The 22,731-nt window shown below is 68.5% G+C and carries 21 protein-coding genes; 8 read left to right on the top strand and 13 right to left on the bottom strand.

The window, feature by feature from the left end; translation table 11 throughout:
- Positions 1-100 precede the first annotated feature (100 nt).
- A complete protein-coding gene (locus WS45_RS13590; RefSeq protein ID WP_059700333.1) occupies positions 101-1,519 on the top strand; it encodes a cytochrome-c peroxidase in 1,419 nt (472 codons plus the stop codon).
- A 24-nt stretch (positions 1,520-1,543) separates the two neighbouring features.
- Here WS45_RS13590 and WS45_RS13585 read toward each other — a convergent pair whose 3' ends face one another.
- The 5 genes from WS45_RS13585 to WS45_RS13565 all read right to left on the bottom strand — a co-directional run bounded on the left by WS45_RS13585 (position 1,544) and on the right by WS45_RS13565 (position 5,935).
- Positions 1,544-2,275, bottom strand: coding sequence for a class I SAM-dependent methyltransferase (locus tag WS45_RS13585; protein ID WP_059700330.1), 732 nt, complete (start codon positions 2,273-2,275; stop codon positions 1,544-1,546).
- A 79-nt stretch (positions 2,276-2,354) separates the two neighbouring features.
- A complete protein-coding gene (locus WS45_RS13580; protein ID WP_059700328.1) occupies positions 2,355-3,665 on the bottom strand; it encodes an NAD(P)/FAD-dependent oxidoreductase in 1,311 nt (436 codons plus the stop codon).
- Positions 3,662-4,417 carry an amino acid ABC transporter ATP-binding protein gene (locus WS45_RS13575; RefSeq protein WP_059700326.1) on the bottom strand — a complete coding sequence of 252 codons (756 nt, stop codon included), beginning with the start codon at positions 4,415-4,417 and terminating at the stop codon, positions 3,662-3,664. The genes WS45_RS13580 and WS45_RS13575 overlap by 4 nt, the downstream gene beginning before the upstream one ends.
- Complete coding sequence (locus WS45_RS13570) at positions 4,414-5,070, bottom strand: amino acid ABC transporter permease (RefSeq protein ID WP_059690035.1); 657 nt, start codon at positions 5,068-5,070, stop codon at positions 4,414-4,416. Before WS45_RS13570 ends, WS45_RS13575 begins: the two co-directional genes overlap by 4 nt.
- Before the next feature lie 88 nt (positions 5,071-5,158).
- Positions 5,159-5,935, bottom strand: coding sequence for an ABC transporter substrate-binding protein (locus tag WS45_RS13565; RefSeq protein ID WP_059690034.1), 777 nt, complete (start codon positions 5,933-5,935; stop codon positions 5,159-5,161).
- 160 nt (positions 5,936-6,095) lie between these two features.
- Between WS45_RS13565 and WS45_RS13560 the strand changes: the two genes are divergently transcribed.
- Entirely contained in the window at positions 6,096-6,887 is a 792-nt protein-coding gene (locus WS45_RS13560) for an IclR family transcriptional regulator (protein ID WP_059700324.1), read from the top strand.
- A 217-nt stretch (positions 6,888-7,104) separates the two neighbouring features.
- Here WS45_RS13560 and WS45_RS13555 read toward each other — a convergent pair whose 3' ends face one another.
- From WS45_RS13555 to WS45_RS13545, 3 genes are all read right to left on the bottom strand, one after another.
- Entirely contained in the window at positions 7,105-8,424 is a 1,320-nt protein-coding gene (locus WS45_RS13555; RefSeq protein ID WP_059700322.1) for a chloride channel protein, read from the bottom strand.
- A 178-nt stretch (positions 8,425-8,602) separates the two neighbouring features.
- Complete coding sequence (gene codA, locus WS45_RS13550; RefSeq protein ID WP_059690031.1) at positions 8,603-9,844, bottom strand: cytosine deaminase; 1,242 nt, start codon at positions 9,842-9,844, stop codon at positions 8,603-8,605.
- Between the two features lie 73 nt (positions 9,845-9,917).
- Positions 9,918-10,382: a VOC family protein gene (locus WS45_RS13545; protein WP_059525349.1), complete on the bottom strand. Its 465-nt coding sequence runs from the start codon at positions 10,380-10,382 to the stop codon at positions 9,918-9,920.
- A 310-nt stretch (positions 10,383-10,692) separates the two neighbouring features.
- On the opposite strand from WS45_RS13545, the gene WS45_RS13540 reads away from it, so the two are divergent.
- Positions 10,693-11,835: a porin gene (locus WS45_RS13540; protein WP_059700320.1), complete on the top strand. Its 1,143-nt coding sequence runs from the start codon at positions 10,693-10,695 to the stop codon at positions 11,833-11,835.
- 225 nt (positions 11,836-12,060) lie between these two features.
- Positions 12,061-12,363 (top strand): DUF4148 domain-containing protein, encoded by a 303-nt coding sequence (locus tag WS45_RS13535; protein WP_059700318.1) that lies wholly within the window; start codon positions 12,061-12,063, stop codon positions 12,361-12,363.
- A gap of 153 nt (positions 12,364-12,516) precedes the next feature.
- On the opposite strand, the gene WS45_RS13530 is transcribed toward WS45_RS13535, so the two are convergent.
- Positions 12,517-13,464, bottom strand: a complete 948-nt coding sequence (locus WS45_RS13530) for a LysR family transcriptional regulator (RefSeq protein WP_059700316.1) — start codon at positions 13,462-13,464, stop codon at positions 12,517-12,519.
- 191 nt (positions 13,465-13,655) lie between these two features.
- Here WS45_RS13530 and WS45_RS13525 point away from each other — a divergent pair, with 191 nt between their 5' ends.
- Both WS45_RS13525 and WS45_RS13520 read left to right on the top strand, forming a co-directional pair.
- On the top strand, positions 13,656-15,839 hold the full coding sequence (locus WS45_RS13525) for an FUSC family protein (protein ID WP_059700314.1): 2,184 nt from the start codon (positions 13,656-13,658) through the stop codon (positions 15,837-15,839).
- Positions 15,840-15,996: 157 nt separating this feature from the next.
- Positions 15,997-16,209 (top strand): hypothetical protein, encoded by a 213-nt coding sequence (locus WS45_RS13520; RefSeq protein ID WP_059700312.1) that lies wholly within the window; start codon positions 15,997-15,999, stop codon positions 16,207-16,209.
- Positions 16,210-16,356: 147 nt separating this feature from the next.
- On the opposite strand, the gene WS45_RS13515 is transcribed toward WS45_RS13520, so the two are convergent.
- Positions 16,357-17,466 (bottom strand): DmpA family aminopeptidase, encoded by a 1,110-nt coding sequence (locus tag WS45_RS13515; protein ID WP_059700311.1) that lies wholly within the window; start codon positions 17,464-17,466, stop codon positions 16,357-16,359.
- Between the two features lie 43 nt (positions 17,467-17,509).
- Positions 17,510-18,916, bottom strand: a complete 1,407-nt coding sequence (locus WS45_RS13510; RefSeq protein ID WP_059690025.1) for an APC family permease — start codon at positions 18,914-18,916, stop codon at positions 17,510-17,512.
- 132 nt (positions 18,917-19,048) lie between these two features.
- Here WS45_RS13510 and WS45_RS13505 point away from each other — a divergent pair, with 132 nt between their 5' ends.
- The gene (locus WS45_RS13505) at positions 19,049-19,849 is read left to right on the top strand and encodes a helix-turn-helix transcriptional regulator (RefSeq protein WP_059467907.1); all 801 of its coding nucleotides are present in this window, start codon (positions 19,049-19,051) and stop codon (positions 19,847-19,849) included.
- Between the two features lie 16 nt (positions 19,850-19,865).
- Here the strand turns inward: WS45_RS13505 and WS45_RS13500 are convergent, their stop codons facing one another.
- Positions 19,866-21,305: a cytochrome P450 gene (locus WS45_RS13500; RefSeq protein ID WP_059700309.1), complete on the bottom strand. Its 1,440-nt coding sequence runs from the start codon at positions 21,303-21,305 to the stop codon at positions 19,866-19,868.
- A gap of 87 nt (positions 21,306-21,392) precedes the next feature.
- Between WS45_RS13500 and WS45_RS13495 the strand changes: the two genes are divergently transcribed.
- Positions 21,393-22,331: an AraC family transcriptional regulator gene (locus WS45_RS13495; RefSeq protein ID WP_059700307.1), complete on the top strand. Its 939-nt coding sequence runs from the start codon at positions 21,393-21,395 to the stop codon at positions 22,329-22,331.
- A 21-nt stretch (positions 22,332-22,352) separates the two neighbouring features.
- On the opposite strand, the gene WS45_RS13490 is transcribed toward WS45_RS13495, so the two are convergent.
- Complete coding sequence (locus WS45_RS13490; protein WP_059700305.1) at positions 22,353-22,730, bottom strand: nuclear transport factor 2 family protein; 378 nt, start codon at positions 22,728-22,730, stop codon at positions 22,353-22,355.
- Between the last annotated feature and the right edge of the window lies 1 nt (position 22,731).

Below are 22,731 nucleotides of genomic sequence, written 5' to 3'. Positions count from 1 at the left end.
CGGCATCGCGTAACCGGCAGCAGCAGGCCGGCGCATCGTGCGCCGGCCGTTTCCGTTTGACGCGCCGCTTTCACGCGGCGCCCGACTTTCGACCGACAGCATGACCGCTCGTCCCGCGTTCCCGTCTCCCGACGCATCCGGCGCCGCCGCGCCGCGTTCCCCTGCCCGCGCGGTGCGCCGCGCGGCGTTCGCGCTCGGCGCGGCCGTACTCGGCTACGGCGCATTCGCGATCGCGTTTCCGGCCAGCACGCCGGCGGCGATCGGCGACGTCGTCGCCGACTGGACGGGCGCGAATCCGCATCCGGTCGTGCTGCAGCGCCCGGCCGCGCAGCCGCTGTCGGCCGTCGCGCAACTCGGGCGTGCGCTGTTCGCCGATCCGTCGCTGTCGGCATCCGGCAAGCAGTCGTGCGCGTCGTGCCACAGCCCCGACCATGCGTACGGGCCGCCGAACGGGCTCGACGTGCAGCCGGGCGGCCTCGCTATGACGCAGCAGGGCTACCGCCCGCCGCCGTCGCTGATGTATCTGTATCGTCAGCCGAACTTCAGCATCGGCCCCGATGCTGGCGAAAACGACGCCGCGCCGAGCGTCGCGCAGCAGGCTGCATCGGCGGCCGGGGTCGTCAAGGCGCAAAAGGTGGCCGGCGCGTCGGCCGCGCCGCAGCTCGTGCCGCAGGGCGGGATGTTCTGGGACGGCCGCGCCGATACGCTGCAGCAGCAGGCGTTCGGGCCGCTGCTGAACCCGGTCGAGATGGCGAATGCGAGCATCGACGACGTCGCGCGCAAGCTCGCGCAGTCGTCGCATCGCGCGCAGTTCGAGCAGTTGTTCGGCGCGCGCGTGTTCTCCAGCCCGCGGCTTCTGGTGTCGGAGGCGATGTTCGCGATCGCGCGCTATCAGGTCGAGGATCCGTCGTTTCATCCGTACGACAGCAAGTACGACCGCTGGCTCGAAGGCCGTGCGCGCTTGACGCAGGCCGAATTGCGCGGGCTGCGGCTCTTCAACGATCCGGACAAGGCGAATTGCGCGGGCTGCCACCTGTCGAAGCCCGGCAAGGACGGCTTGCCGCCGATGTTTACCGACTACCAGTACGAAGCGCTCGGCGCGCCGCGCAACATGGCGCTCGCGCAGAACCGCAACCCGGCGTTCCACGATCTCGGTGTGTGCGGGCCGTTCCGCGAGGATCTCAAGGACCAGACGCAGTACTGCGCGATGTTCCTGACGCCGACGCTGCGCAACGCGGCGACGCGCCACGTGTTCTTCCACAACGGCGTGTTCCACACGCTCGACCAGGTGATGGCGTTCTACAACGAGCGCAGCATCTCGCCGCAGAAGTTCTATTCGCGCGGCGCGGACGGCAAGGTCGACGAGTATGACGACATTCCGCCGAAGTACCGCGCGAACGTCGACGTGACCGATGCGCCGTTCGACCGCAAACCCGGTGACAAGCCCGCGATGACCGCGCAGGACATCAAGGATATCGAAGCGTTTCTCGGCACGCTGATCGACGCGCCGGCACGCTGAGCATCGGCGGTCCGCCGCGCGTCGTCAGCGGCGCGCGCGGATGCAGAGGAACGCCGGAGCCAGCGACAGCTCCGCATGGAGCCGCTCCGACACGGCCTTCATCTCGGGCAGCGGCTTCGGTTCGACGAACCGGTCGAGCCGCCAGCCGGCGTCGGCGAGCGCGTTCAGGATGTCGGCAAGCGGCCGGCGCCACGCTTCGACATAGGGCTTCGGTTCGCCGAAACCCGACCAGTGGAAGCCGAAACGGCTCGTATCGAAGTACGTGGCGTCCCCGCGTGTGCGCTCGTCCATCCAGTCGCGCATCGGGTGCGCCATCGAGAACACGAGCGTCCCGCCGGGCCGTGCGACGCGTCTGAATTCACGCAGCGTCGGGGCGAGGTCACGCACGTAGTCGAGCGCGAGCGAGCACAGCACCTTGTCGACCGACGCGTCGGGCAGCCACGCGAGCGGCGCCTCCAGGTCGCCCTCCACGACGTCGACCGTGAGGCCTGCGCAGCGCGTTTGCGCGAGCGCGACCATCTCGGGCGTGATGTCGAATGCGTGGACGGTCGCGCCGTGGCGCGCGAGGTGCGCGCTGCAGATGCCGGGCCCGCAGCCGGCGTCAAGCACCGTCAGGCCGTCGACGTCGCCGAGCAGTGCCATCGTTGTCGGACGCTCGTAGAGTGCGTTGTGCGCCTTGGTCGGCGCGATGTCCGCGTAGCGTTGCGCGAAGCTCGCGTAAGCGCGGCGGGCGGGAGGTTCGGTCGGGTCGGTCATGCGGCGTCCGTCGGTGGAAAGGCGGCAGGCCGATTCTGCCCGATCGGACGATGGATGGCGACCCGCCCTCGCACCGGCGTCAGGACAGGCTGTCGAGCAGCCGATACCACGCGACCCCGGCCGCGATATAGAAGCGCTGCAGCCCGTGCAATGGAATCGGCCGGATCTGCGTGACCCGGAACGGCAGCGGCAGTTGCGCATCGCCCGACAGATGCGCGGCCAGATGTTTGCCGAGCGTCGTCGCCATTGCGATACCGCGACCGTTGTAGCCGAGCGCGATCGTCACGCCCGGCGCGGGCTCGTGCACGTGCGGCAGGAAATCCGCGGTGATCGCGACGCGCCCCGCCCAGCGGTATTCGAACCGGACGCCCTTCAGTTGCGGATACAGCAGCGTCGTCGCGCGCTCGAGATGGCGCCAGTCACCCGGCGCACGCGGTTCGGCGAACGGGCCGCGGCCGCCCATCAGCAGGCGCCCGGCGGCGTCACGGCGGAAGTACAGCAGCAGACGCCGCGCATCCGATGCGACCTCGCCGCCGGAGAGGATGTCGCGACCAAGCTCCGGCGCGAGCGGTTCCGTCGCGACGATGAAACTGTTCGCGGCGATCACCGACTGGCGCAAGCCGGGCCACAGCCCGTCCGTATAGCCGTTGGTCGCGATCACGACGCGCTGAGCGGACAGCGTCGCGCCGCCCGACGTCGCGATCCGCCAGCGGCCGTCGACGCGTGTCAGCCCGACGGCGCGGGTCGAGCCGTGCACGACGGCCCCGCTCGCCTGCGCGGCGCGCACCAGGCCGCGCGTATAGCTGAGCGGCTGCACGCTGCCCGCGCGGCGATCGATCCAGCCGCCCGCATACGCATGCGTGCCGAGCCGCCGCGCGACGTCGTCGCGGCCGAGCACCTCGACCGGCGCACCGCGCGCGGCCCATTGCTGTGCCCGGCCCGCGACCGTGTCGAGCATCGCGGCGGTCGGCGCCGGCTGGATCCAGCCGTGGCGACGCGCATCGCAGTCGATCGCATGCCGCGCGATCAGGTCGAACACGGTGTCGGCCGCGCCGCCGACGATGCCGGCAAGCTGCTCGCCGGCCGTATCGCCGAACCGGCGCACCAGTTCGTCCGGGTCGTATTTCAGCCCGGGAATCACCTGCCCGCCGTTGCGGCCCGACGCGCCCCAGCCCGGCTGCGCGCCGTCGATCACGCGAACGTTCACGCCGCGCTCGGCCAGGTGAAGTGCGGTCGACAGGCCGGTGAAACCGGCGCCGACGATCGCCACGTCGCACGATACGGACGCGTCGAGCGCGGGCGTATCGGGTGCCGGCGCGGCGGTCGCCGCCCATAGCGAATCCGGCCACGGCGAGTCGGGCCATCCGGGTGCCGCGTTCGTTGCACTCATGGTCGATCCGGGTTGTCGGCGCCGTCCGACGCCAGCAGGCGGCGCAGGAATTCCAGCGTGCGGGGATGCGTCGGCTGCGTCAGCACGGCGCGCGCCGGCCCGCTTTCGCAGATGGTGCCGTCGTGCAGGAAGCACACGCGATCGGCCACCTCGCGTGCGAACGCCATCTCGTGCGTGACGACCACCATCGTCATTCCGTCGCGGGCGAGCCCCCGCATCACGCCGAGCACTTCGCCGACGAGTTCGGGGTCGAGCGCCGACGTCGGTTCGTCGAACAGGATCGCCTGCGGCTCCATCGCGAGCGCGCGTGCGATCGCGACGCGCTGCTGCTGGCCGCCCGACAGCTCCGACGGATACGCATTCATCCGGTGCGTGAGCCCGACCTTGTCGAGCAGCGCGCGGGCCTGCTCGCGCGCTTGCGCGGCCGGCCTGCGACGCACGTGCACCGGCCCTTCCATCACGTTCTCGAGCGCCGTGCGGTGCGCGAACAGGTTGAAGCGCTGGAACACCATGCCGACGCGCATCCGGAGCTCGTGGATGCGCTTCGAATGTGCGTCGACCTTCACGCCGTCGATCGTGATCGCCCCTTCGTCGTAGGTCTCGAAACCGTTGATACAGCGCAGCACGGTCGACTTGCCGGAACCGGACGGCCCGATCAGGCACACGACTTCACCCTGCTGCACGTCGAGGCTCACGCCCTTCAGCACCGCGTGTTGCTGAAACCGCTTGTGTATCGATTCGATCCTGATCATGCGCCCCTCCTCAGTGCGAGCCGCTTGCCGAGCCGGTTCACGCCGAACATCAGCGGCAGGCCGAGCGCGAGATACAGCAGCGCGACGAGCGTGTAGACGCTCATGTTCTGGAACGTCGACGACGCGATCAGCTGGCCGGCACGCGTGATTTCCGCGACCGTGATCGTCGACGCGACCGATGAATCCTTCAGCAGCATCACGAGCGTATTGCCGTACGGCGGCAGCGCGATGCGGAACGCCTGCGGCAGCACCACGCGCCGCATGATCATCGGGCCGCGCATGCCGATTGCGTGCGCGGCTTCGATCTGGCCGCGATCGATCGCCTCGATGCCGGCGCGGAAGTTCTCGGCCTGGTACGCCGAATACGCGATGCCAAGGCCGAGCACGCCCGCCTGGAACGCCGACAGTTGCACGCCGAGATCGGGCAGCACGAAGTACATGTAGAACAGCTGCACGATGATCGGCAGCCCGCGGATCACGTTGACGATCGTGCTGCCGGCCGTCGACACCGCCCGGTTGCGCGACACTTTCATCAGCGCGAGGATCAGTCCGAGCACCGAGCTGAGCACGAACGCGCATGCCGTGATCTCGACGGTGATCACCGCGCCCTTCAGCAGGATCGGCAGGAAATCGATCGCGTTCTGAAAAAACATGAGGTCTCCTATGCGACGCCCGAACGGCGCGCCGCGGTGGATGCCCGCGACGCGCGGGCGATGCCGGACGGGAATCGTGCGCCGATGCTCAGCTCATGTGCCACTTCTGCAGGATCTGCTGCAGCGTGCCGTCGCTCTTCATCTTGCGGATCGCGCCGTTGAGCTGTTCGAGCGTCGCGTTGTCGCCTTTGCGCACGATGAAGCAGACCTGCCCCTTCACCACGCTCTGGTATTCCGGCACGAGCCGCACCTGGCGATTGACGCCGTGCTCGATCTGGTAAGCGACGATCGGCTGGTCGGCGAAGCCGGCCTTGATGCGCCCGAGTGCGACGTCGCGCATGATGTCGGCGATCGAATCGTAGGTCCGGACCTCCTTGAAGATGCCCTTCTTGTTGAGCGCATCGACGAACGCGGTGCCGACCTGCGCGCCGACCACCTGCCCGTTGAAATCGTCCATCGACGTATAGCGGCCCGGATCGTCGGCCTTCACGATCAGGCCTTCGCCGAACGAGTAGACGGTGTCGGAGAAATCGACGACCTGCTGGCGCGCAGGCGTCTTCAGCATCGCGGCCGAGATGATGTCGATCTTCTGCGTGGTGAGCGACGGGATCAGCGCCGAGAACACGGTCTGCTGCACGTCGACGCGAAACCCGGCCGACTTCCCGGCCGCGGTGATCGCATCGACCATCATCCCCTGGATCGAATTGCTCTTGACGTCGAGAAACGTGAACGGCACGCCGGTGGCCGTCGCGCCGACCTTCAGCGTGGGCTCGGCCGCAACGGCGCTCGCCGAAGCCGTCGAAAGTGCGATACAGGTGGCGAAACCGGCGGCCAGTGCGCCGAACCGCTTGATGAACGAAACCATGACGTCTCCTTCTCGATTAACCCGGTGCGTCGGCCGGCCGCTGATCGACACTGCGACGATGACCCGATCTTAAAACGAATCAAAAATATCGCGAAAAGATTTTTGCATATCGATATTCGATACGATAGGATGCGATATCGAATCGATCACGCCCCTCGCCATGGAAACGTCACCCGATCAATCAAATGATCTGCTGTTCAATCAGTCGCTGGAAAAAGGGCTCAACGTGCTGCGCGCGTTCAGCGCGAAGCGGCGCACGATGACGCTGGCGGAAGTGGCCGACGCGGCAGGGATCACGAAAAGCTCCGCGCAGCGGATGGTCTATACGCTCGAGCAGCTCGGTTACATCCGCAAGCATCCGGTCACGCGGCGTTTCCAGCTCACGCCGCACGTGATGCGGATCGGCTTCAACTATCTCGCGGCCGATACGTTGATCGACGTCGCGAATCCGTTCCTGTCCGAGCTCACGAACCTGACCGGCGAGACCACCAATCTCACCGAGCCGGACGACGACGAAATGGTCTACGTCGCGCGTTTCGTATCGACGAAGTTCGTGCCGATCCACATGCCGATCGGCAGCCGTATCCCGATGTACTGCACCGGCAGCGGCCGTGCATTCCTGAGCGCGTTGCCGCCGCAGGAAGCGCGTGTGCGGCTCGACGGCATGGTGCGTACGCCGCATACGCCGCGTACGGTCACGGCGCTCGACGAACTCGTCGCATTGCTCGACGGTGCACGGCGCGAAGGCTACGCGACCAACCAGGAAGAATTGTTCATCGGGGACATGTCGATTGCCGCGCCCGTGCTCGGCAGCCAGGGGCAGCCGGTCGCGGCCGTGCACGTGGTCGCGCCGACGAGCCGCTGGACGTTCGACGATGCGCGCCGCAAGCTCGCGCCGGCGGTGATCGACTGCGCGCGCGGAATCAGCAATTCGATCCGGACGCTTGAATAGCGTCGGCGAAACGGCATACGGCGCGCCGTTGCATTGCGCAACGGCGTTTTATCGCTACTGCGACTTCGGCGAATGCTCGGTCCGATAGGTGCTGTTCGGGCGTAATACGAGCTGCTTCGCCGCGGCGTCCAGTTCCTTGCCGTGATATAGATCGATGCACTTCAGCGGCGCAGCCCGCGCGCCGCAGCCTGTGCCGAGGAGGGCTACCGGGTCGCCGTCACCGCGTGGCGACGGCCGCGGCCGCCCCCAGCCGCCCCTCCACCACCCACTGCGCGAACCGGTACGCAACCAGCGAGCCGGCCACGGCCAGCAGCATCGGCACCAGGCTGTCGTGATTCACACGCGTGAACTCGAGCAGCAGCACGACGGCCGTGATCGGCATCTGCATCGACGCGGCAAGGAACGCGGTCGCGCCGATCAGCGCGCATCCGCCGATCGACGCGCCCGGCCACGCGAGACTCCACACCCCGCCGAGCACGACGCCCAGCAGCGCGCCGTTCGCGAGCCCCGGCGTCAGGAGCCCGCCCTCCGCCCCCGCGCGCAGGCTGCCCGCCTCGATCAGCACCTTCAGCACGAGCAGCGTCGCCGCGACGCCGATCGTCAGCGTGCCGTCGAAGCCCAGTGAAGCCGGCCCCTTGCCATTGCCGAGCAGCTGCGGAAACCACATCGCGAGCACGCCGATGACCGCGAAGTTGACCAGCGCGAGCACGGGGAGCAGGCGACCCTTCGGCGCATCCGCCCGCGCGCGAGTCGTGAGCCGCACGAAGCCGTAGGCGGCAAAACCGAACAGCGGCCCGCAGACGATCGACCACGCGACCAGCGGCGCGCTCAGCGCGAACGCAGGCACCGTGTACTGATGTTCGTTGCCGAGCCCGATCCATGCGACGGCCGCCGCGATCGCCGACGTGACGACGGCCACCACCAGCGCGCGCAGTTCGAACGTGCCGAGCAGCACTTCGAGCACGAACACGGCACCGCCGAGCGGCACGTTGTAGACGGCCGCGAGGCCGGCGCCCGCGCCGCACGCGACCATCAGCCGGCAATCGGCGGGCGTGAGCCCCGCGCGATGCGCGAGCCGCCCGGCCAGCAGCGAGCCGATCTCGCGCGGCGCGACTTCGCGGCCGAGCGGCGAACCGAGCGCGACGGTGACGATCTGGAGCAACGCATGCACCGTCGTGCTGACGAACGGCATCCGCGGATCGGCGGCGCGAATAGCCCGGCGGATGCTGACGAGCGGTTGGCCGAACCGGTAAAGCGCCCACCAGCCGCCGCCCGCGACGAGCCCGCAGACGACGAGCACCGCGAGCCGGCGCAGCGGCTCGGCGCCGGTCACGCCCGTGAGGAAGCTCTCGGTCCCGACGACGTGCGCCAGGCTGTAGCCGTAGGCCAGATGCTGGATCGCGTGCAGCAGCAGCGCGAGCAGCATCCCGCCGACGCCCGCGCCGACGCCGGTCAGGACCGTGACGGCAGCCATCCGCGCGAACGGGCTGGCCGACGGCGAAGAAGAAGCGGGAGCGGACGGGAGATCGAGGCGCATGAGGTCGGCGAACGAAAATCGACAAGACGGCGCGCACCATGCACGCCGCCGTCAGGACGGAATCGTAGGCTTCGGCCTCTCATGAGACAAACGTATTTTTCTGATCAACTCATGCATTTTCCGAATGCCCGAGCGGCGGCGACTCATGGCGGTGCGCGCCGCCGCCACCCCGATCGCACTACTCCGGATACGTGATGCGCTCCGGCTCCCGCCGCATGATCACTTTCCCGTGGCGCACCGACAGCGTGGCCTTCGCCTGCCGGCGCACGGCTTCGTAGTCGCTGTCCGCGTCGAGCACGACCAGATTTGCCGGCCGTCCGACCGCGATCCCGTAGCCGTCGCCGAGATGCATCGTCGTCGCGCCGTGATCGGTCACGAAGTCGAGGCAGCGCTGCAGGTCCTGGTAGCCCATCATGTGGCAGATGTGCAGCCCGGCGTCGAGCACGCGCAGGATGTTGCCGTTGCCGAGCGGATACCACGGATCCTTGATCGAATCCTGTCCGAAACACACGTTCAGGCCCGCGCGGTCGAGTTCAGCGACGCGCGTGACGCCCCGCCGCTTCGGAAACGTGTCGAAGCGCCCCTGCAAATGGATGCTCTCGGTCGGGCACGACACGAAATTCAGGCCCGCGCGCTTCAGCAGCCGGAACAGCTTCGAGCAATACGCGTTGTCGTACGAACCCATCGCGGTCGTGTGGCTCGCCGTCACGCGCGCGCCCATCCCGCGCACGCGCGCTTCTTCTGCCAGCACTTCCAGAAAGCGCGACTGCGGATCGTCGGTCTCGTCGCAGTGCACGTCGACGAGGCAGCCGGTGCGCTCGGCCAGTTCCATCAGGAAGCGGATCGAGCTGACGCCCTGCTCGCGCGTGTTCTCGAAATGCGGAATGCCGCCGACGACGTCCGCGCCCAGCTCGATCGCCTGCTCCATCAGCGCGCGGCCGCCGTCGAACGACTCGATGCCTTCCTGCGGAAACGCGACGATCTGCAGGTCGATCAGCCCGCGCGCCTCGTCCTTCACTTCGAGCATCGCCTTCAGCGCGGCCAGCGTCGGATCGGTGACGTCGACATGGGTGCGCACGTGCTGGATGCCGTGATCGCGCAGCATGCCGATCGCCGCATGCGCGCGTGTCTTCGTGTCCGCATGCGTGATCGTCGCCTTGCGCTCGGACCAGCGCTCGATTCCCTCGAACAGCGTGCCGCTCATGTTCCAGGCCGGCTCGCCGGCCGTGAGCACCGCGTCGAGATGGATGTGCGGTTCGACGAGCGGAGCAATCGCGAGCCGGCCGCCCGCATCGACATCGCCGGCGCCGACGGCGGCCACCGGCGCGGCTTGCGCGTCGATCCGCGCGATCCTGTCGCCGTCGATGCCGATCGTGAACAGCCCGTCGCGACCGCGCAGGCGTGCATTGAAGAGGTTCATGTGGGTCCAGGCGTCATGCGGCGCCAGCGCGCCGCGTGGTGGGGAAAACCGGCTCCGGCGAAGCGTGCCGCGCTTAGTTGAAATCCTCGATCGTCAGGCCGGTGGCCGCGCGCATCTCGTCGTTCGTCACGTCGCGCACGTGCTTGCCGAACGTCCACACATGCCGGCCGGGATCGCGCGCGCGATACATGCGATCACCGTAGAACTGGTCGGCCGGCGCCTGCAGGATCTCCGCGCCGGCGGCCCGCGCGCGCTCGCAGTGCGCGTCGATGTCCGCGTCGTCGGGAAGGTGCACGTGGACGTGCTGTGTATTGCGATCGCCGATGTCTTCCGGCGACGCGATGAAGTCGGCCCATGCGCCGCCGATCATGACGAGGCCGTCGCCGAACTTCATTTCGGCATGCGCGATGTCGCCCTCCGGCGTGGTGACGACGATCGAGCGCTCGAAGCCGAATGCGCGTTCGAGCCATGCCAGCGCGGCTTTCGGGTTGCGGTAGCACAGCGCGGAACTGAACGACGGACGGCGAGGCGTGGTCATCGGATGTCTCCGGATCTCGGCATGGGTCCGCCCATTCTCCACGCGCGCGGCGCGGCAATCAACTCCCGCGCCGGTGACGCCCGTGTTGTCAATGCGCGACACGACGAACGCCGCCGGCCCCGCATCTCGCGTCGCGCCGTCGACGAAAACTCAAGCCATCCGGCCTCCGCATCGATTTGTGAACGTCATGTGACGCACTCTTGCGCAACTCGCAACGGTGCGCTCGCGCGCCGGCGGCCGCAATCGCGCGACCCCGCCCCTACACTGGCGCCGAACTTTGGTCACTCGTCCCACACGCAGGAGCAGTTACATGAACAAAACCCTGATTGCCGCCGCAGCCGCCACCGCGCTGTTCGCCCCGCTCGCGCATGCACAGAGCTCGGTCACGCTGTATGGCCTGATCGATGCCGGCATCGCGTACACGAACAACGCGGGCGGCGCATCGCTGTGGCGCATGACCAGCGGCACCGTCAACGGCAGCCGCTTCGGCCTGCGCGGCACGGAAGATCTCGGCGGCGGCGTGAAGGCGCTGTTCGTCCTCGAGAACGGCTTCAACGTCAACAACGGCGCGCTCGGCCAGGACGGCAAGCTGTTCGGCCGCCACGCGTACGTCGGCCTGACCAGCAGCGGCTACGGCACGCTGACGCTCGGCCGCCAGTACGACACGATGGTCGACTTCGTCGCGCCGCTGTCCGCGACGTCCGGCGACTTCGGCGATGCCGGCTTCGCGCACCCGTTCGACAACGACAACCTGAACCACTCGGTGCGCATCAACAACGCGGTGAAGTACACGAGCGACACGATCGCGGGCTTCAAGGTCGGCGCGCTGTACGGCTTCTCGAACTCGACGAACTTCGCCGGCAACCGTGCGTACAGCGTCGCGGCGAGCTACACGAACGGCCCGCTGAAGCTGGCCGGCGCGTACCTGCAGATGAACGGCACGAAGGGCTCGACGAGCGCGAGCCCGGGCGCGACGGACGTGGCCGAAGCGAAGAGCGTGAGCCAGGGCGGCTGGTCGGTGGGCGCGGACCGCATGCGCAGCTACGGCGGCGGCGTCAGCTACGTGTTCGGTCCGGCGACGGTCGGCTTCGTCTATACGCGTTCGCAGTACGACAACTCGGGCTCGTTCGGTTCCACCGGCCAGGTCGCGTTCAACAACTACGACGTGAACGTGCGCTACGCGGTGACGCCGGCCGTCAGCCTCGGCGCCGCATACGTGTACACGGACGCCAGCGTGTCGAACCCGGACAGCAAGCACGGCACCGATCCGAAGTGGCACCAGGTCGACCTGCAGGCGGTGTACAAGCTGTCGCGCCGCACCGATCTGTACGCGGAAGCGATGTATCAGCACGCGTCGGGCCGCGGCTACCAGGCGTTCATCAACACGTCGGGCGGCGCATCGAGCACCGCGAACCAGATCGTCGGCACGATCGGCATGCGCACGCGCTTCTGAGTTCGGCGCCGCAGTACCGCACGTCGCTCGCCCCTGCCGCGAACCTGTCTTGACGGACGGGTTCGTGCAACGCGGGCGACGTGCGTCAATGTTGTTCCATCTGGAAATCTGCTTGCCTGGAATCGGGGTTTTTGCGCCCGCGTGCGCTGCATAGACTGGCATCGATGGTTCGGATCACACATCGATCGCCGGACCGGTCTCACACCCCGCCTACAGGAGAACATCGTGAAATCGCTCGTCGTTACCGCCGCCGCTGCCGTCCTGCTTGCCGCACCGGCCCTGTCGTTCGCTCAGTCCGCCAAGTCGCCCGTCACGCGCGCGCAGGTGCTGCAGGAGCTCTACGACCTCGAATCGGTCGGCTACAACCCGTCGCTCGGCGACGCCGGCAACTATCCGGACGACATCATGGCCGCGCAGGAACGCCTGGCGGCAAAACGGCTCGCCGAACACAAGGCCGCGCATGCCGCATATGGCCCGGCCCGTGCGGGCGCAACCGAATCGGGCGTGGCCGTCAAGCCCGCGCTCTGAATGCATGACGCCACGTCGCGCCCACATGACACGTGTCCTGCGGGCGCGGCGGAGTTCGCGCGAACCGGTCCGTGACGACGGATGCGGCCGGACCGCGTGCCGTCGGGCACGCGGCCATCCTTTCACGTAGTCGCGTATTCGGCGTATTCGCCCTCAGGCGGCCTGCGGTTCCCGCTCGATCGCGTTCAGCATCTCGACGTCGTGCGCGATCATTCCCGGCACCTGCGCACGCAGCATCTCGACCCAGGTGCGCACCTTGGCGTCGACGAAGCGGCGCGACGGATACAACGCATACACGTTCATCTTCTGCAGGATGTGACCGGGCAGCACACGCACGAGCGTGCCCTCCTGCAACGCGTCGATCGCCGCGTACAGCGGCAGCATGCCGATCCCGATGCCGTCGCGAATCGCGAGCGCGAGCGATTCGGCCGTGTTGGTCTGCACCGGCCCCGCGACATGGATCTGCTCGACGCCCTCGGCGCCTTCGAGCACCCATTCGTGGGTCGGAAACGCCGGCGTGCAGAGCGTCAGGCACGCATGCGCGCCGAGATCCTGCGGCCGCGCCGGCGCGCCGTGGCGCTTCACATACTCCGGCGACGCGCACAGGATGCTGAAGGTCGAGCCGAGCAGGTGCGATACGAGCTCCGAATCGGGCAGCGACGACGCGGTCACGACCGCCATGTCGCTCGTGCCGTCGAACAGGTCGGGCATGCGCTGCGACAGCGACAGCTCGATCGATACGTCCGGATATTGCGTGTGATAGCGCGTGAGCGCGGGCATCACGTAGTGATGGCCGACGCTCGCGAAGCTGTGCATGCGCAGCACGCCGGCCGGCCGCTCGTGCGCGCAGCTCGCCTCTTCCTCGGCGCGATCGACGTCGGCGAGGATCTGGCGGCAGCGCCGCAGATAACTTTCGCCGGCCGACGTCAGCGCGAGGCGGCGCGTCGAGCGATTCATCAGACGGGTGCGCAGGCGCGCCTCGAGTTCCGACACCGCGCGCGACATCGCGCCCGTCGTCGAATTCAGCGATTGCGCGGCCGCGGTGAAACTGCCCGTCTCGACGACGCGCGTAAACACCCGCATGTTTTGTAGGGTATCCATTCCTGTGAGCCACCTGTAGCGGAGCCGCTATTTTCCTCCAGCGGATGCGACAGATTGTTACGCGCCCTGCAACTATCGTTTCCCTGCAGCTGCGTTAATGCCCGCGCGCCGCACTCCTACAATCGGCGCCTCATCAGTCGAACGGACCCGTCCGGACGCGCCGCGACACCGCACGCGCCCCCTCTTTCTTCATGAAGCCACAACCTGCGATCGAGCGACCTTCCATCGAACCGGCACGATGGAGAGCCTGGCTCGATCCGCTCGGCGGCGCCGCGCGCGACTGGGCCGCGAGCGACGGCCTGATCTGGCTGCATCTCGCCAAAACGGTGCTCGCCGCGCTGCTCGCGATGGGGATCGCGATGCGGCTCGAGATGTCGCAGCCGCGCACGGCGATGACGACCGTGTTCGTGCTGATGCAGCCGCTGTCGGGGATGGTGTTCGCGAAGAGCTTCTACCGCGTGCTCGGCACCGCGGCCGGCCTCGTCGGCGCGCTCGCGCTCGGCGGGCTGTTCGCGCAGCAGCCGGAGCTGTACATGGCCGGCATCACGCTGTGGATCGGCGGCTGCATCGCGCTCGCGGTCCGCAACCGCCATTTCCGCTGGTACGGGTTCGTGCTCGCCGGCTACACGGCCGCGCTGATCGGCCTGCCCGCGGTGATGACGCCGCAGACGCTGTTCCAGTCCGCGCTCACGCGCGCCGCGGAAGTCGCGCTCGGCATCGCGTGCTCCGGCGCGGTCAGCGCGTTGATTCTTCCCCTCAGCTCCGCGAAGGCGCTGATGCGCTCGCTGACCGCCCGTCATGTGAAGTTCGCGGCATTCGCGGCCGGCGCGCTGTCGGGCGATCTCGCACGCGGCGATTTCGAGCGGCGCTTCGCCGATTTCGTCGACGAGATCGTCGGCTTCGAGGCCAACCGCGCGTTCGCGTCGTTCGAGGATCCGCACATACGCGCGCGCAGCCGCCGGCTCGCGCGCCTGAACAGCGAGTTCATGAATGCATGCACGCGCCTGCATGCGCTGCACCAGCTCGTCAAACGCTTGCGCGCGAACCGGTCCGACGCGGTGCTCGACGCGCTCGCGCCGCACATCGATGCGCTCGCGCAGCGGGTGACCGCGTTGCGCGACGAGCGGCGGCGCGGGATCGCGTCGACCACCGGCGCGCTGCTCGAACTGCGCCGCTTTCACGGCGCGCTGCCGAAGGCCGCGCGCGCGTCGCGCCGCGAGATCGAGGATCACGCGGCCGGCGGCCTGCTCGACTTCGACACCGCGATCGAGCTGATGTATCGCTTCATCGGCGAGTATCTCGGCTATGCCGACACCAACGCGTCGCTCGATCGCGACGATCACGCGTTCGAACGCTCGGTCACGCACTACGCGGTGAAAACCAATTCGTTCTTCGTCGGCTTCACGTTCCTGCGCACGCTCGTCGCCGTCGGCGCGATGAGCGCGTTCTGGATCGCGTCCGAATGGCCGAGCGGTTCGCTCGCCGTCATCGCCACCGCGATCGCGTGCGCGCTGAGCTCGACGTCGCCGCGTGCGCCGAAGTTCGTCGCGCAGATGGGCGTCGGCGCGGCGTTTGCGACGGCCGTCGGCTATGTGTTCCTGTGCTACGTCTATCCGAACATCGACGGCTTTCCGCTGCTGTGCGCGGCGCTCGCACCGGTGCTCGGCCTCGGCGCGTTTCTCGCGATGCGTCCGGGCCTGTCCGGCTACGGAATCGGCTTCGCGGTGTTCTTCTGCCTGCTCGCCGGCCCCGACAACGCGATCGCGTATACGCCCGAGGTGCTGATCAACAACGGTTTCGCCATCGTCGTCGCGATGCTCGCGTGCTCGATCGTGTTCGCCGTGGTGTTTCCCACCCACATGCCGTGGCTCACGTCGCGCATCGCGCACGACCTGCGCCGCCAGGTCACGCTCGCATGCGAAGGCACGCGCGACGGCCTCGCCGCACGCTTCCAGTCGAGCACGCACGACCTGATGGCGCAGTTGCGCACGCTGCTCGTCAAGCGCACGCGGCAGCATCGCGACGCGCTGCGCTGGATGCTGTCGACGCTCGAGGTCGGCCATGCGGTGATCGACCTGCGCGACGAGCTGCACGGATTCTGCGAATCGAAACCGCCGCAGACGCTGCACTGGACCGCATCGATCGATGCGGTGCTGCGCGAGCTGCCGCGCTTCTTCGACGATCCGACGACGGGCCACCATGCGCGCACGCTGAAATCGGTGAATCTCGCGATCCGCGCCGCCCAGCACACGCTGCACGCGTGGTACGCGGTGCCCGACGAACGCCGCCGCATGCAGCGCATCGTCGGCTGCCTGCACTTCATCCGCAGCGCGCTGCTGGACAAGGACGCACCGTTCAATCGCCATCGTCACTGACCGTCGACGGCGATCGGCGGCGATCGATGCGCGCGCAACGTCATCCTTGTTCCGAATGGAAATAAGCTCTGCACCCGCGGTGATTAATCTCTAAGCAGTGCGAGCCTATAGTTTCCTCACTGCCAGCGAGACTGGCACTGACCCAGGAGAAACCCAAATGAAGCCGCTGCACCTCGCCCTCGTTGCCCTGTCGCTCACCGCCGCCGTCGCGCATGCCCAGCCCGCGCCGGTCGACGCCGCGCAGCAACCGGCGAACCGCGCCGAAGCCGTCCAGGCCACGGGCCGCGTCGATCGTGCGCAATCGAAGCAGGAAGACCCGAACGCATGCGTCGGCCCCGTCAGCTTCTGCAACGTCTACTTCGGCAGCTGAGCATGACGCCGCGTCGCCACGGCCAGGCCCGCCGCGCACGCATCGCACGCATCGCACGCATCGCATGCGCGCGCGCACGACGCGCCGGCCGATCGCCGCAACGACACTGTCCGCCACGCCGCTTCGATTGAAGCGGCGCATGCCGTTTCAGGCGCCGCGCCCCGGCCGCCACCCCACTTCGCGCAACGCATCCAGCAAACGCGCCTGCCCCAGCCCTTCGACCCGCGCGCCGCGCGATTCGACGTCGCTTCCCGCGACGAGCGCATTCACGATCGCTTCCTCCACCGCTTCCGCCGCCGCGACGAACAGCGCGGAGATGTGGTCGTTGTTCACCATCTTCACGGCCGTCGTCGGCACGCCCTTGCTGCCGTAGTTTGCGGCCGGCAGCCCGTCGTTGCCCGTCGCGAACGCCAGGAAGATGTCGCCGCTCGAATCCTCGGTGCCGCCGCCGACGCGGGCCAGCCCGACGCTCGCCCGCTGCGCGAGGCGCGTGCACTGATGCGGCAGCAGCGGCGCGTCGGTCGCGATCGTGACGACGATCGAACCCATCCCGGCCTCGCCTTGTGCACCGGGTGCGCGAAAAGGCGAATGCACGTGCCGCAACACCTCGCCGACCGGATAACCGGCCACGCGCAGCATCTCGCGCACGCCGTAGTTCGCCTGCACGAGCGCGCCGACGGTCCAGCCGCCCGCGTCGGCCGCGACCACGCGCGACGCGGTGCCGATGCCGCCCTTGAACTCGTGGCAGATCATCCCGGTGCCGCCGCCCACGCCGCCTTCGGCGACCGGCCCCGACCGCGCGGCGGCCAGCGCGCGCTGCACGTGCGCGGCGCTCACGTGCTGCCCCCAGATGTCGTTGAGCAGGCCGTCGTAGGTTTCCATCACGACCGGCATGCACCAGTACACGCGGCCGCCCGCCGCTTCGCGTTCGTTCGCGACCAGCGCATCGCGCACCGCGCCGACGCTGTGCGTGTTCGTATAGGCGATCGGGGTCGTCAGCAGGCCGGCTTCGCGGATCCATTCGAGCCCGGTCGCGTCGCCGTTGCCGTTCAGCACATGGACGCCCGCGAAGCACGGCGAATCGTGCGCGGCGCCCGCGCGCGGCTCGATGACCGTGACGCCGGTGCGGATCGACGCATCGCCGTTCTCGACGTTCAGCGTGCAATGTCCGACCCGCACGCCTGGCACGTCCGTGATCGCGTTGAAGCGGCCCGGCGTGCCGAGTCCGATGCGGATGCCGAGATCCCTCGTGCGCATGATGCAATTCCTCCGTCTTTCGATGGTTCGGTGTTCGATATGGTCAGAGCGAGCGGAACGCATCGCTGTGGCGCGCCCAGACCGCATACATGACGAGCGCGGCCACCAGCAGCCCGCCGATGATGATCAGGTCGGTCGGCTTGGTCGCCGTCGCCAGTGTCGTGTAAAGCGTGTACGCGGCGCCCGCGACCGCGACGAGCGGCGTCACGGGCCACAGCGGCATCCGGTAGTGATGCTCGACGTCGCGACGCACGAGGCGGCTCGCCAGCGCGGCCAGCCCGACGACGAGGTAGATCAGCAGCAGCAGGTCGACCGTGAACGCGGTCAGCTCGTCGAGGCTCGACACGAACACCAGCCCCGACGACGGCACCGCCAGCGCGAGCGTCGCGAGCCACGGCGACTCGAAGCGCGGATGGATCGTCGAGAACGCGCGGTTGCAGGTGCGCGACCAGAGCGCATGCCGCCCGCTGCTGTAAAGCAGGCGCCCCATCGTGATCACGATCGCGATGATCGCGTTGAACACCGACAGGAAGATCCCGCCGCTGACCACGCGCGACACCGCCGGGTTGCTCAGCGACCGCACGACATAGCCGATCGGGTCGGCGCTCTTCGTCAGCTCCGTCAGCGACGGCGCGCCGAGCACGATCGCGGTGAGCGGAATCAGCTCGACGACGAGGATCACCAGCAGCGAATAGATCACCGCCTTCGCGACGTTGCGGTTGCCGCCGCGCAGGTCTTCCGCGAGGTACGCGGCGGAGCCGAAGCCGTTGTAGCAGAAGATCGCCGTGCCGATCGCGGGCACGATCGCCGCGAGCGTGGCCGGCACCAGCGCATTGCCGCTCGCGACGACCGGCGCGATCAGCGCGTCGGCGCCGCGATGCGGGGAGCCGAAGCCGAGCCCCGCGATCAGCATCAGCACGCCGATCTCGACGACGAGGAACGCGCCCGTGATCCACGCATTCGTCTTGATGTTCAGCATCCCGAGCACGTAACTGAGCAGGACGATCGTGAGCGCGACCGACTGGTTGCCGAAGTGCGTGCCGAGCGCGTTGTTCAGGTACGGCGCGGCGCCGCTCGCGAGCACGGCCGGGATGAACACGCTGACGGACAGCACCGTGATGAACGTCAGGTAGCCGGGCAGCGTGCCGAACACGCGCTTGGCCATCACGTATTCGCCGCCTGCGCTGCGATGCGCGGCACTGAGCTCCGCGTAGCAGAGCGCGAACGCGAGCGCGAGCACGCCGCCGAGCAGGAACGACAGCACCGCGCCGCTGCCGGCCTGCTGGATCGCGAACGGCGCGATCACGAAGATCGAGCTTGCGGGCGTCACGCCCGACACGGTGATCATCACCGCGTCGCGCACGCTGAGCGTCTGCGACAGCGCGCGCGGCGCGTCTTCCGTGGCAGGCGTCGCTTGCAGCGTGCCCGTCGATTCCGACATCATCGCCATTTCGTTCTCCTGTTGCTCCTACCCTGCACTTTTTTGAACACCCATACTCGGGCCCGATTGATTGCGTGGCAGTCTAGGAAGCCAAATTCAGGACCGCTATTCCCCCTTCGTGTTACACCCTTCGGTGGTGGTATGGATCGACTCTTCTCCGAAATCGCGATGCACCAGGCGCTTGGCCGCGCGATCGATCATCTGGGCCAACCGCGCTTCTGGCGCTTCCTGGTGCTGCTGCTCAACGAAATGGTGCCGTTCGACAACGCGCTCGCGACGGCGATCGGCCGCGACGGCGTGCCGCTCGTGCTCGACGAATACGACACGGGCGGCTCCGACAGCGCGTCGCCGGTGCCGCTTTACCTCAATGGGTTATATCTGCTCGACCCGTTCCTGCAGGCCGCGCACGACGGGCTCGCCGACGGCTGCTACCGGCTCGAGGAAGTCGCGCCCGACCTGTTCCGGCAAAGCGAGTATTTCCTGAGCTACTTCCGCGATGCGGTCGGCGACGACGAAATCCAGATCCTGCTGCGACCGAACCCCGACTTGCTGCTGTCGTTGTCGCTCGGCGCGTCGGCGCGCTTCGACGTCGAGCCGCTCGGCAAGCTGACGGCCGCGATGCCGTGGGTGCTCGCGACGATCCGGCAGCACTGGCGGCTGGTGGGCGATGCCGCGCGCGCGACACCCGACGACGATCTCGGCGCGCGCGTCGAGCAGGCGCTCGCGCGCTTCGGCGCGGGCGTGCTGACCGATCGCGAGATGTCGATCGCAAGAATGGTGCTGCGCGGCAATTCGTCGAAGGCGATCGCGGAACGGCTGGCGATTTCACCCGAGACGGTGAAGGTGCATCGGCGCCATCTTTACGCGAAACTCGGGATTTCGTCGCAGCCGGAGCTGTTTTCGCGATTCATTCAGGCGTTGGGGGAGGATGCGGCGGGCTGAGCGCGACGCCGCCGCGTCACGACGGTCCGACCGCCGCCGCCCGCCGTGTCGGCGCGATCGCCAGGTGCAGCGCGCGCCCGGGCCGCAGCGTCACGTTCAGCGTCGCGCGCGGCGCCGTCATGCCGGGCGGCACGGACAATTCATGACGCTGCAGGATCATGGCCGCCACCACCGTCATTTCCGTCATCGCCAGATGCTGCCCGAGGCATACGCGCGGCCCCGTGCCGAACGGCAGGTACGCGCCGCGCGGAATCGCCGGCGCGTCGTCGGCGAAGCGCTCGGGCCGGAATGCCTGCGGTTCCGGAAACCACCGCGCGTCGTGATGCATCAGCTGAATCGGCAGCATGAACAGCGTTCGCGCCGGAAACTGCCATGCGCCCAACGCGACCGGCCGCGATGCGCGACGGCTGATCAGGATCGGTGCCGCCGGATACAGGCGCATCGTTTCCTCGAGCGTCTGCGTCAGATAGCGCAATGCGGCGCGCGTGTCGGCGGTCGGCGCGCGGCCGCCCAGCACGCGCACGACTTCGTCGCGCGCGGCGGCCTGCGCGGCCGGATTCGCGGCCATGTTCCACGCCCACCAGGTCAGCGTGGCCGCGGCCGTCTCGTGCCCGGCCAGGAAGGTCGTCATGCACTCGTCGTGCACGGCTTGCAGCGGCCAGGCGCGCATGTCGGCGCGGTGCAGCCGCAACAGGCGCGACAGCAGATCGTCCGGCCAGCCGTGCTCCGGCATGTCCAGACGCGCATGCAGTTGGCGGTCGATCAATCCGTTCAGCACCGCCAGCGCCCTCGCCTTGCCGCGCTTCCACGGCATCCAGTCCGGCGCGCTGGCCGGCTGGTAGAACTCGGCGTTCGCGGCCGCGCTGACCGTGCGCACGGCGGCCTCGGCCACGCGCGCGTCCGCGCCGATCGCATCCGAGCACATCGTGCGCATGATCACGTCCATCGCAAGCGACGTCAGTGCACTTTCGATCGGCCAGTGCGCGTCGTGCGCGGGCCACTGCGCGAGCGCATGACCGGCCGTCGCGGCGATCGACGGCACGAAGGCCTGCACCGGTTTCGGCATGAAGTTCGGCTGCAGCGCGTGCCGCTTGTCGCGCCATGCGTCGCCCTCGGCAATCAGCACGCTGTGCCCGTGAACCTGCGAAAACACGCGGATGCCGCGCTCCCAGCGCACGAACGCATCGTGATGCGTGACCAGCAACGCGCGCACGAGCGCCGGATCGGTCACGACCACCGCATGTTCGGGCCACATGCGCAGGTGCACGACGTCGCCGTGCGCGCGCTGCCAGCCCGCGAGCGCGCCGGGAAGGTCGCGCGACATCGCGCGCAGCAACCGCCACCCCGTCAGGCCGGCACGCGGCCCCGGCGGCCATACGCCGGGCGGGTGAAGCGCGGGCGCCGCATCGGCGGCGTCCGCATGAAACGGGCATCGGGAAGAGGATCGTGTGTTCATGCGCCGGATTGTCCGGATCGATGCGCTGCCGGTCTTGAACGCAAACGACATCGACACGTGCGGCGCCGGTCCCTATACTCCGGCGTCATGCCCTTCGGTCCGTCTCCGACATTGCCGCCGTGTCCCGATCCGCTCGCGCGTGCGCCGCGCGTGCTGTGCGACGGCCGGTCGCCGCCCACCCGGCTGTATCAGCCGCCGGCTGCGCTGCAAGGTGCGGTCGTCGCGATCATCACGCGCGACACGCGCAGCTTCACGTTGAGCGACGCGCAGCGGCTCACGCATTTCCCCGCGTCGCCGCTCGTCTGCCTGTCGTGGTATCGCGGCCTCGACGTCGGGCTCGTCCGGCGCACCGGCGACGGGCCCGTATGGCGGCCGTTCGGCGCATCGGCGACGCTGTCGGGCAGCCAGTCGATGCCGGTCGCGAGCTGGGCGCCGACGAGCGGACAAGGCGGCATCGTCTGCCTGCATGCCGATGCGGCACGCGCGCTGTTCGGCGTCGCGTTGCCGGCGATCCACGACACCTTCGTCGACGCGCATGCATGTCTCGACGACAGCTGGCGGCCGCTGCTCGATGCGCTCGCCGATGCCGAGCAAGACGACGACGCGCTGGCCGCGCTCGACCGCCACCTCGCGCCGCGCTGGCATGCGCTGCGCGGCAGCGTGTCGCCGCTGTCGTCGCTGCGCGATGCCGGGCGCAGCTGGGTCGGGCGTCTCGCGTCGAAAGCGCGCGAATGGCGCTACACCCACAGCCCGCGTCAGGTCGAACGACGCATCAAGTCGTACAGCGGTCGCTCGTTGCGCGACTGGCAAACGCTGGTGCGCACCGAAGGCGTGTTCTTCGCCGCGCGCGACCGGCAGGACGCCGGGCAGCCGGTCGACTGGGCCGCGCTCGCGCTGGACGAGGGGTTCGCCGACCAGGCACACCTGAGCCGCGCGACACGGCGCATCACGGGCTTCTCGCCGACCGAGTTCGTACGACGCTTCGCCGAGGACGAATCGTTCTGGATGTACCGCCTCTGGGTGTGACGGGCCGCTGCCCGTCACGCGTCAGCCGCCCGATTCGATGAACCCGCCCTCGGGCGCCTGGTGCGGCACGTACCAGCCGAAATACACCTCGGCCTCGACGATCCGGCCATCGCGGACGCGCAACCGCTCCGCATTCCGGAACCGCCTGCCGGCGGTCGTGTCGGCTTCGTACACCACGAACACGTATTCGCCGTGCACGGCGACGTCGACGAATTCGAAACCGGCGAGCATCGCGCTGTTCGGCCAGCAGCGCGCCAGATACGCGTCGCGGTCGAGCCGGTTGTCGAGCGGGCTCGTGAAATGGAAGTCCGGTGCGATCAGCGCTTCGATCGCGGCGCGGTCCTTGTCGACGTACGCGCGATAGCTGGCACGCGCAACGTCACCGGGGTCGTCTGTCATC

It is taken from the genome of Burkholderia sp. RF2-non_BP3 (genome assembly GCF_001522185.1).
Taxonomy (GTDB): domain Bacteria; phylum Pseudomonadota; class Gammaproteobacteria; order Burkholderiales; family Burkholderiaceae; genus Burkholderia; species Burkholderia diffusa.
This window is presented reverse-complemented; position numbering and strand designations above follow the sequence as displayed.